Origin of the sequence: Kitasatospora sp. NPDC059803 (assembly GCF_042732255.1) — a bacterium.
In the GTDB taxonomy this organism is placed as follows: domain Bacteria; phylum Actinomycetota; class Actinomycetes; order Streptomycetales; family Streptomycetaceae; genus Kitasatospora.
In genome coordinates, this window is record NZ_JBHWIJ010000149.1 from 9885 (window position 1) to 19385 (window position 9501).

Annotated in this window: 9 protein-coding genes; 4 read left to right on the plus strand and 5 right to left on the minus strand. The window is 76.3% G+C overall.

Annotated features, from left to right (window positions below):
• Positions 1-121: 121 nt before the first annotated feature.
• Positions 122-892: a BPL-N domain-containing protein gene (locus ACFV6I_RS22875; protein ID WP_380427327.1), complete on the plus strand. Its 771-nt coding sequence runs from the start codon at positions 122-124 to the stop codon at positions 890-892.
• A gap of 35 nt (positions 893-927) precedes the next feature.
• Here the strand turns inward: ACFV6I_RS22875 and ACFV6I_RS22880 are convergent, their stop codons facing one another.
• Both ACFV6I_RS22880 and ACFV6I_RS22885 read right to left on the minus strand, forming a co-directional pair.
• A complete protein-coding gene (locus ACFV6I_RS22880) occupies positions 928-1395 on the minus strand; it encodes an NADAR family protein (RefSeq protein ID WP_063352891.1) in 468 nt (155 codons plus the stop codon).
• Positions 1396-1582: 187 nt separating this feature from the next.
• Complete coding sequence (locus ACFV6I_RS22885) at positions 1583-2446, minus strand: alpha/beta fold hydrolase (protein WP_380427329.1); 864 nt, start codon at positions 2444-2446, stop codon at positions 1583-1585.
• Positions 2447-2494: 48 nt separating this feature from the next.
• Here ACFV6I_RS22885 and ACFV6I_RS22890 point away from each other — a divergent pair, with 48 nt between their 5' ends.
• The 3 genes from ACFV6I_RS22890 (at position 2495) to ACFV6I_RS22900 (ending at position 5409) form a co-directional block, all read left to right on the plus strand.
• Positions 2495-3136, plus strand: a complete 642-nt coding sequence (locus ACFV6I_RS22890; protein ID WP_063352894.1) for a TetR/AcrR family transcriptional regulator — start codon at positions 2495-2497, stop codon at positions 3134-3136.
• 207 nt (positions 3137-3343) lie between these two features.
• Positions 3344-4153, plus strand: a complete 810-nt coding sequence (locus tag ACFV6I_RS22895) for a hypothetical protein (protein WP_380427331.1) — start codon at positions 3344-3346, stop codon at positions 4151-4153.
• A 146-nt stretch (positions 4154-4299) separates the two neighbouring features.
• The gene (locus tag ACFV6I_RS22900) at positions 4300-5409 is read left to right on the plus strand and encodes a PP2C family protein-serine/threonine phosphatase (RefSeq protein ID WP_380427333.1); all 1110 of its coding nucleotides are present in this window, start codon (positions 4300-4302) and stop codon (positions 5407-5409) included.
• An 18-nt stretch (positions 5410-5427) separates the two neighbouring features.
• On the opposite strand, the gene ACFV6I_RS22905 is transcribed toward ACFV6I_RS22900, so the two are convergent.
• The 3 genes from ACFV6I_RS22905 to ACFV6I_RS22915 all read right to left on the minus strand — a co-directional run bounded on the left by ACFV6I_RS22905 (position 5428) and on the right by ACFV6I_RS22915 (position 9330).
• Entirely contained in the window at positions 5428-6255 is an 828-nt protein-coding gene (locus tag ACFV6I_RS22905; protein ID WP_380427335.1) for an alpha/beta fold hydrolase, read from the minus strand.
• Positions 6256-6453: 198 nt separating this feature from the next.
• Positions 6454-7776, minus strand: a complete 1323-nt coding sequence (locus tag ACFV6I_RS22910; RefSeq protein ID WP_380427337.1) for a cryptochrome/photolyase family protein — start codon at positions 7774-7776, stop codon at positions 6454-6456.
• 54 nt (positions 7777-7830) lie between these two features.
• Positions 7831-9330 (minus strand): SDR family oxidoreductase, encoded by a 1500-nt coding sequence (locus tag ACFV6I_RS22915; RefSeq protein ID WP_380427339.1) that lies wholly within the window; start codon positions 9328-9330, stop codon positions 7831-7833.
• Positions 9331-9501: the final 171 nt, after the last annotated feature.

A 9501-nucleotide genomic window follows, 5' to 3' on the forward strand; every position in this document is an offset into this window, starting at 1 on the left:
GGCGGCGCGGTTGTTGTGGTGGGGCGGGGGGGGGGGGGGGGGGGGGTGTGGGGGGGGGGGGGGGGGTGGGGGGGGGGGGGGGGGGGGGGGGGGCCCGGCCCCCCCCCCCCCGGCCCTGGCGGTGGCGGCGGCGCTGCTGACGGCGTCCGCCTGCGGCGCCTCCCCCGTGCCGGACGGCGCGGCCGACGACGCGGTCGCCGCCGCCGACGGGCGGCCGCTCGCGCTGGTCTACCGGGGCCCGGCGGCCTGCGAGGGCTGCCCGGAGGCGGCACGGAAGCTGCTGGAGCGCGACGGCTTCGCGGTGCGCTACGTCGGGCCCGAGGAGCGGCTGCGCTTCGGCGCGGGCGTGCTGGCCGGCGCCGCGCTGTACGTGCAGCCGGGCGGCACCAACGGGCAGGAGGTGAGCACCGCGTGGGGCCTGCTGCAGCGCGACCCCGGCTTCTCGCCGGAGCTGGTGCGCGACTTCGTCCGGGGCGGCGGGCGCTACCTGGGCCTGTGCATGGGCGGCTACCTGGCCGGCGACCCGGGCTACGACCTCCTGCCGGGCGACTCCGGGCAGTACATCCACTCCCGGGGGGCGACCGTCACCGACGAGCAGGACCGCCTCGTCGACGTCGCCTGGCGCGGCCGCCCGCAGCGGATGTACTTCCAGGACGGCCCGTACTTCGACGTCGACGGCCCGGGCGTGGACGTCCTGGCCCGCTATTCCAACGGCCGCGCCGCCGCCGTCACCGCCCCCTACGGCGCCGGCCGGGTGGCGGTCAGCGGCCCGCACCCGGAGGCCCCCGCGGACTGGTACCGCGACTACCACCTGCCCGACGAGTCGAAGACCGGCCTGGGCCTGGGCGCCGACCTGCTGCACGACCTGATGGCGGCGGCCCCCTCGTCCTGACGTTCCGTCAACTCGCCTGCGGGTGAGCTGCGGTGTCACGCCCGCTCGGCGGGTCCGGCGGGGAACTCGGCGCGCAGCCGGGTGCGGGTGCGCATCAGGATGCGGCCGAGCATGTTCCTGCCGGTGCCGGTGCGTCCGCGCCCCCAGTAGTGGTCGGTGCCGGTGTCCTCGACGAGTTCCTCGTCGCCGGTGGCGAGCAGGACGGCGCGGATGTCCGGGTGCTCCCGGAACTTGGCCGCCACCGCCCGGCGCATCACGTCGTCCTTGACGCGCTCCCAGTCGCGGCGCAGCGGTCCGGCCGGGTCGCGGCCCAGTTCGGCGGCGCGCAGCGGGGTGCGGGCGCGGCGGACGAGGTCGGCGTGGCGGGTGCCGGCGAACTTCTGGGCCTGGAAGTAGTGCTCGGAGGTGGGCCAGAGGTGTCCGTCGAGGTGGAGGGGGTGGGGGGAGAAGTTGGAGAAGCAGCCGTGCGGGGCTTCGTCGGCGCCGTAGAAGTAGATGGTCATCGGGGCCTCGTGGAGGGGTCGTTGGCGGGAGCCGTACGGTCGCAGGCGTGCGGCCGCGCCCGCAACCGGTTTTCGTCCGGTCGCGGGCGCGGGCTCGACGGGCCTCGGCGCGGGCTCGGCGCGGTTCACGTGGTGCTCCGTCAGCGGGACGGTGCGCAGCGGGAGCCCCCGGGGCCGGTCGGTGGCGCTACCGCCCGGCGGGGTGCAGGACGCGGTCGGCCACCAGGTCCGGCCGGTCGGTCGGCAGGGCGTGGCCGGCGCCGGGCACGATCTCCGTCCGGGCCGAGGGCACGAGGCGGCCGAGGCGCTCGGCGACCGCGTGCGCGTCGTGCATGGCGCTGCGCTCCCCGAGCAGGAACAGTGCGGGGACGTCCAGGCGGCGCAGTTCCTCGTCGGACAGGACCGGGGGCACCGGGAGCGCGCGGCGGAACCCCATCGACGCGCGCATCAGGGCCATCAGTTCGGATTCCAGGATGGCGCTGTTGCCGACCAGGCGGGCCAGCCGGGGGCGCAGCGCCCGCGGCGCGGTGGCGGCGAGGCCGCCGGCGATCACCCAGGCGTAGAACCGGGCGCCCATGTCGGCGAAGCCCGCCGGGTCCACCAGGGTGAGGGAGGCGACCCGCCCGGGGTGGTGGATCTGGTGGTGGAGCGCCAGCCAGCCGCCGTAGGAGCAGCCGACGACCTGGGCGTCCGTCACCTCCAGTGCGGCCAGGAGTTCGTCCAGCCAGGCGGCCGCGTCCCGGCCGTCGGCGATCGGGGCGCTCTGCACGCTCGCGCCCGGTTCGCCGACCGTGTCGACGGCGATGACCGGGCGGTGGCGGGCCAGCGTGTCGATGTAGCGGTGCCACATCAGTGCGTTTCCGCCCGAGCCGGGCAGCAGCACGATCGGCTCGCCGTGCTGCGGGCCGGTCCGGTAGACGCGGGTGGTCCCGAACGCGGTCGGGAGGTCCAGCGCCGTCCGAGGCCCGGGCCACAGTTCCGTCAGGGCCCGCTCGTAGGCGGCGCGAAACCGGTCCCCGGCCTGGTCGTTCTTGAACTGGCTGATTCGCATGATACATGTGTATCACGGCATGATACGGGTGTACCAGGGAGGTCGCACATGAACGCGCGGGTCGATCACGAGGAACGCCGGCGGCAGATCGCCGAAGCACTGCTGCGCATCGCCGACACCCAGGGGCTGCAGGCGGCCAGCATGCGGGCGGTCGCCACCGAGGCGGGCGTCTCCCTGCGGCTGGTGCAGTACTACTTCACGACCAAGGAGGGGCTGCTGCTGGACGCGCTGGAGCGGCTCGGCGCCCAGCTCCAGGCCCGCATGGCGGCGTGGATCACCGCGGCCGCCACCCCGCCCACGCCGCGCGGCCTGGTGACCGCGGTCCTGTCCAGCATCCTGCCCACCGACCCGGAGAGCCGCCGGATCACCCGCACCTACGCCGCCTACTACACGCTGGTGCTCAGCGATCCCGCGCTGGTGGAGAAGCACGGGACGCCCCAGCCCGACCTGCTGGAGGGCTTCCTCGCCAAGCAGGTCCGCACGGCCCAGCAGGCCGGGCAGATCGACCCCGCCAGGGACCCGGAGATGACCGCCGCCGGGCTGCTGGCCATGGTCAACGGCCTCGGCTCCAGCGTGCTCGGCGGCCAGCGCACCGGCGACGCCGCGCTGGCGATCCTCACCCACCACCTGGACGAGCTGTTCCGCGGCCGTCCCCGCGGTGACGCCGCCCCGGACCTGCCGACCGCCTGACCTGTCGCCCCCGGACCGGCCGGCCTTCCCCCGCCGCCGGGGCGGGCCGCCGTTCGGCCGGATCGCGTCCGGCCGCCCCGCAGGCGCCCTGTCCGCCCCGCCGCCGGTGCACGAGAATGTGCCGGTCCCGCGCGAGGGGCCGGCGAAGCGGCCGACTCCCCTGCCGGGCACTCCTTTTCCGTTACCGAATGGGGAGGTTCACCGACCGTGTACAGGAGACTTCCGCAAGCCGTGCTGTCGGGTGTGCTGGCCGTGGCCTTCGCGGGGACGACCGCGTGGGCCACGACGACCACGGCGGGCACCGCCCCCTCGCCGGGCGTCGCCGCCGGGTGCGGGGCCGACGCGGCCGCCCAGGGCCTGGCCAGTACCGCCCTCCCGAACACCCTGCTGGAGACGCCGCGCTCCGACGGGCGGACCGAACAGTTCCAGCAGTTCTACGACAGTTCGGCGGCCTCCCTCCTGCCCTTCGTCTGGCACCGCTCCCAGGACGCGCCCGGGGGCGCCTACGGCGGCTGGGAGCGCGTCAGCGCCACCCCCGTGGGCCCGAAGCTGTACCAGGTGAGCGCCGTCGAGAACAGCGCCGGCGGCCTGGAGGTGTTCTTCGCCTCCTACGGCGGCTTCTGCCACACCGTCCTGCCCGCGCCCGGCGACTCCTGGACCCCGACCGAGAACTTCGAGCTGTCACCGCCGCCCTACCACGGCGGGCTCACGCTCTTCAGGGAACGCGACGGCCGGCTGCACGCCTTCGCCTCCGGCGCCGGCACGAACGCGGCGATGGAGGTGCGCAGCCAGGACGTCGACGCCCAGGACTCCTGGGGCCCGGTGCGGCAGCTGCCCAGGCTGCCGGACCCCAACGCGGGCCTGGGCGCGCCGACCTCGATCGTCCAACTGCCGGACGGGCGGCTGCGGGTGACCGTCCGCGAGTGGAACCGCGACCGCTCGTGGCGGACCACCGAGGTGGACCGGTTCGTCTCCTGGGAGCCGTGGCAGCTCTGCGCGGACAGCACCTGCGCCTGACGCCCGGGCGGCGGGCAGCCTGACGGCCGGGGCACGGGCGGGCGCTCCCGGGCGGGCGCTCGCCCGTCCGGGCGGGCTGCGCTGGCGGCCGGGTGGGGCCGCCGGTATGCCTGGGGGGACGGCGAGGCGGCGGAGAGGACAGCGGGGTGGGCGGCGCGGACGCGGACGGGAGCGCGGAGCGGGACGACGGGGGGACGCGGGCGCCGGGCAACCGGGCGGTGGTGCTGGGGGTGCTGGCCTCCACCGCGGTGGTGCTGCTCGCCCAGGCGGCGAGCGGCACCAGCGCCCGGCTGGTGCTGCTGCTGGTGTTCCTGCCCGCCCTGCTGGCGGGGCTGGGCACCGTCGCGCAGACGGTCGCGGCCTCGGTGTGGGTGGCCGGGGTCGTGGCGGTCAGCACGGTGCTGTTCCCGCCGTCCTCGCTGGCCGCCCGGGTGGGCACCCTGGTGGGCGTGGTCGGCGCCGAGGCGGCCGTGGTCGGGCTGTGCACACGACGGGTGCGGCGCGAGCGGGAGCTGTTCCGGATGCGGCAGACCGCCGTCGCCCTGCAACGCCAGCTGCTGCGCCCGCTGCCGGTGCTCACCCCCGACGTCCAGCTGTACGGGCTGTACCGGCCGGTGGAGGAGGACGCCCTGGTCGGCGGCGACCTGTACGACGTCGCCGACACCCCGTACGGCACCCGGGTGCTGGTGGGCGACGTGCAGGGCAAGGGCCTGCCGGCGATCGGCGCGGGCTTCGCGGTGCTGAGCGCCTTCCGGGAGGCGGCCTTCCGGGAGCCGGCGCTGACCGGCGTCGCGGACGCCCTGGAGGCGGCGGTGGAGCGGCACAACGCGTACGCGGTGCAGGGCGGCGAGAGCGAGCGCTTCGTCACCGCGACCGTGCTGGGCGTGGAGCGCGGCGCGGACGTGCAGGCCGTCAACTGCGGCCACCTCGCCCCCTACCTGCTGCACGGCGGCCGGGTCGAGGCCGTACCGCTGCCGGCCGGGGTACCGCTCGGGCTGGCGGAGCTGACCGACGAGGTGCGCACCGTCCGGTGGTTCGCGCTGCCCGAGGACGGCGTGCTGGTGCTGCTCACCGACGGGATCACCGAGGCCCAGGACGCCACCGGCGCGTTCTACCCCGTCGAGCGGGGCCTGGCCGCCCTCGCCACCGCCCCCGCCGCCCTGCTGCCCGAGGCCCTGGACCGCGAGGCCCGCCGCTGGAGCGGAGGCCGCAGCCGCGACGACGTCACGGCGCTGTCCCTGCACCGCGCGCCCTGAAGCTGCCCTGGGGCGCCCTCACCGCTTGAGGAACTCCAGCAGGTCGGCGTTGAAGCGCTCCTTGTCGCCGGGGACCATCGCGATGCCGTGCGAGCCGTTCTCGTACACCTTCAGGACGGCGCCGGGGATGATCCGGGCGGCCCGGCGGGCGGTGGCCTCGACGGGGACGATCCGGTCGTCGTCACCGTGCACGATCAGGGTGGGGATGTCGAACTTGGCCAGGTCCTCGTGGAAGTCGGTGTAGCCGAAGGCGTCCACGCAGTCGACGCCGCCCTCGATGGTCTGGTGCATCGCCATGAACCAGAACGCGTCCCGGTTGCCCTGGGTGGCGCGGGAACCGGGGCGGTCGGCGGAGAAGAAGCCGACGGAGGTGTCCTGCCAGAACTGGGAGCGCTCGGTGAGGATGCCGGCCTTGAGGTCGTCGAAGACGCTGCCGGGCACGCCGTGCGGGTTGTCGGGGCCCTGCAGCATGGACGGGGTGATCGCCGACAGCAGGACGGCGGAGCGGATCCGCCCGGTGCCGTGGCGGCCGATGTAGCGGGCGAGCTCGCCGCCGCCCATCGAGTGGGCCACCAGGGTGACGTCGCGCAGGTCGAGCCCGGTGAGCAGGCTGTCGAGGTCGTCGGCGAAGGTGTCGAAGTCGTAGCCGCCGTAGACCGGGGCGGAACGGCCGTGGCCGCGCCGGTCGTGGGCGATGGCCCGCAGGCCGGCGTCCGCGACGGCCTTCAGCTGGTCCTGCCAGGCGTCGCCGTTGAGCGGCCAGCCGTGGATGAACACGACGGGGCGTCCGCTGCCCCAGTCCTGGTAGAAGATCTCGACGCCGTCGCGGGTCCTGGAGATGGGCATGCTCCTGCTCCTTCGGGTGGTACGCCGGGGGTGGGGCGGCCTGCCGGGGGCGGCCTGTCGGGGGCGGCCGGGCCGCAGGTTCATCCAACGGGAGGCGGGTGGGGCCCGCGCGGGAGCGGACGCGGTGCTACGCCGTTCGGGTGAGCTCGGGTGAGTTTCGGGTCAGGGCGGATGAGTGCGGGTGAGGGCGAGGGCGGTTCAGCCGCTCTCGCGCAGGCGGGTGCCGAGGGCGTCGGGGGGCAGCAGGGGCGCCGGGTAGCCGGCCGGGGGCTCGGCGAGCTCCCAGGGGCGGTGGACGGCGCGGGCGGGCAGGTGGGCGAGCTCGGGGACCCAACGACGCACGTAGGCGCCGTCGGGGTCGTAGCGGTCGGCCTGGCGCAGCGGGTTGAGGACGCGGTTGGGGCGGGTGTCGGTGCCGGTGCCGGCGGCCCACTGCCAGTTGAGCTGGTTGTTGGCGAGGTCGCCGTCGACGAGCAGGGCGAGGAAGTGTGCGGCGCCGGGGCGCCAGTGGTGGCGCAGGCTCTTGGTGAGGAAGGAGGCGGTGAGCAGGCGGGCCCGGTTGTGCATCCAGCCCTCGTGGGCGAGTTGGCGCAGGCCGGCGTCGACGATCGGGTAGCCGGTGCGGCCCTCGCGCCAGGCCTGGAGCTCGCGTTCGTCGTCGTACCAGCGGACGGGGCGGGGGCGGTAGTCGGCGTGGGCGGCGTCGGGGCGGGCCGCGAGGACCTGGTGGTGGAAGTCGCGCCAGGCGAGTTGGCGCACCAGCGCGGCCGCGCCGGGGGTGTCGGACTTCCCGGCGCGGTGGGCGAGTTCGGTGGCGGACAGGCAGCCGAAGTGCAGGTACGGCGAGAGGCGGGAGGTGGCGTCGGCGGCGAGGTCGTCGTGCAACTGCTCGTAGGCGTCCGGGTTCCAGGCGCGCAGGCGGCGGCGGGCAGCGCTCTCGCCGCCGGGGGCGCGGCCCGGGGAGGTGCCGGCGGGGGCGGCGGGCAGCGGGGCGCTCGCGGGGCCGTCGGGGGTGGCGAGGGTGCGCGGGGCGGGCAGGACGGTGCGCCGGGGGGCCTGCTGCCAGGCGCGGTGGTAGGGGGTGAAGACGGCGTAGTGGTCGCGCCCGGCCGGGGTGACGAGGCCGGCGGGGACGATGGTGAGCGCGGCGTCGTGCAGGTGCAGGCGCTCGCCGAGGGCGCGGCGCAGGGCGTGTTCGCGGCGGGTGGCGAAGGCGGAGACGCCGGCGTTGGTGTGGACGGTGTCGGCGCCGCACTCGGCGGCCAGGCGGGCGGCCTGTTCGGCGGGGTCGCCGTGGCGCAGGACCAGGCGGGAGCCGGCGGCGCGCAGCGCCCGGTCGAGGTCGGCGAGGCTCTCGGCGAGGAAGGCCTGCCGGTTGGGGGCGGCGAAGCCGGCCCGGGCGATGGCCGGGTCGAGGACGAACAGGGGGACGACCTGGTCGGCGCGGGTGCGGGCGGCGTGCAGGGCGGGGTTGTCGTGCAGGCGCAGGTCCTGGGTGAACAGGACGACGGCGGTGCTCATCGGGGGCCTCGTGCGGTGGAGTGCGGGTGCGGGTGTCAGGCGGCGGGTCGGGTGTCAGGCGGGTCGGGCGGCGGGTCGGGCGCGTTCGGTGATGTTGCGGGCCATGGCGCCGAACACCAGGGCGTGGAAGGGCGCCACCGACCACCAGTAGAGGTGGCCGGCCAGTCCGTGCGGGTGGAACAGCGCCCGCTGCTGGTAGAGCGCGCCGCCGTCGCCGTCGGGCGTCACGCGGAGTTCGAGCCAGGCCAGGCCCGGCAGGCGCATCTCGGCGCGCAGCCGCAGCAGGTGTCCGGGTTCGATCTCCTCGACCCGCCAGAAGTCGAGCGCGTCGCCGACCCGCAGCCGGTGGCGGTCGCGGCGGCCCCGGCGCAGGCCGACGCCGCCGGCCAGGCGGTCCAGACGGCCCCGCAGGGCCCAGGCCAGCGGCAGGGAGTACCAGCCGTTCTCGCCGCCGACGCCCTCCACCACCCGCCACAGCGCGGCCGGGTCGGCGGCCACCCGGCGCCGGCGCAGGTCCTGGTAGAGGCTGCCGCCGGCCCAGTCGGGGTCGGTGGGCAGCGGGTCGCTGGGCGCGCCGGGCAGGGAGGCGGAGGACCAGCGGGTGGAGACCTGGGCGTCGCGGATGCGCCGCAGGGCCAGTTCCACGGCCCGGTCGAAGCCGGTCAGGCCCTCGGGCGGGTCGGGGATCCAGCGGGCGATGTCGTGTTCGCGGCACACCACCTCGTGGCGCAGCGACTCCACCAGCGGGCGGGCGAGCGAGCCCGGTACGGGGGTGACCAGGCCCACCCAGTGGCTGGACAGGCGCGGGGAGAGCACGGGCACCGGCACGATCAGGCGCCGGGGCAGGTCGGCGACCTCGGCGTAGTGGCGCATCATCAGCCGGTAGGTGAGCACGTCGGGCCCGCCGATGTCGAAGGTGCGGTCGACCTCGGGGGGCAAGGCGGCGGCGCCGACCAGGTAGCGCAGCACGTCGCGTACGGCGATCGGCTGGATGCGGGTGTCGACCCAGCGGGGGGTGACCATCGCCGGGAGCCGTTCGGTCAGGTGGCGCAGCATCTCGAAGGAGGCCGAGCCGGAGCCGATGATCACCGCGGCCCGCAGTTCGGCGGTGGGGACGCCGCCCGTGCGCAGGGCGCGGCCCACTTCGGCGCGCGAGCGCAGGTGGGCCGACAGGTGCGGTTCGGGGACCCCGGCGGGCAGCAGTCCGCCGAGGTAGACGATGCGCCGGGTGCCGGCGGCGGCCGCCTCGGCGAAGGCCTCGGCGGCCTGCCGGTCCCGGGTCTCGAAGCCGGGCCCGGTGCCCAGGGAGTGGACCAGGTAGTAGGCGGCGTCGATGCCGTCGAAGGCCGCGGGCAGGGTCTCGGGGCGGGTGACGTCCCCGGTGACGGCCTCCACGTCGGCCCGCCAGGGCTGGTCCCGCAGCCGGAGCGGGTCGCGGACCAGGCAGCGCACCCGGTACCCGGCGGCGAGCAGTTCGGGCACCAGGCGCCCGCCGATGTAGCCGGTGGCGCCGGTGACCAGGCAGTGCGGGCGCGTCCGGGTCGTCTCGTCCACCTGCGGCTCCTCTCGTGCGGGCGGGTGCGCCCCCCGTACCCCGCCAGGCGCGGGGGGCGCTGCCGGGGTGTTCGGAGCGGACGCGGCCGGGGATTGGACGGGGCCGGGGATTCGAGTCTTCCAGGGGTGGACGCTGGGGGGCCCGCGGGGGGGGGGCCCCCCCGGGGGGGG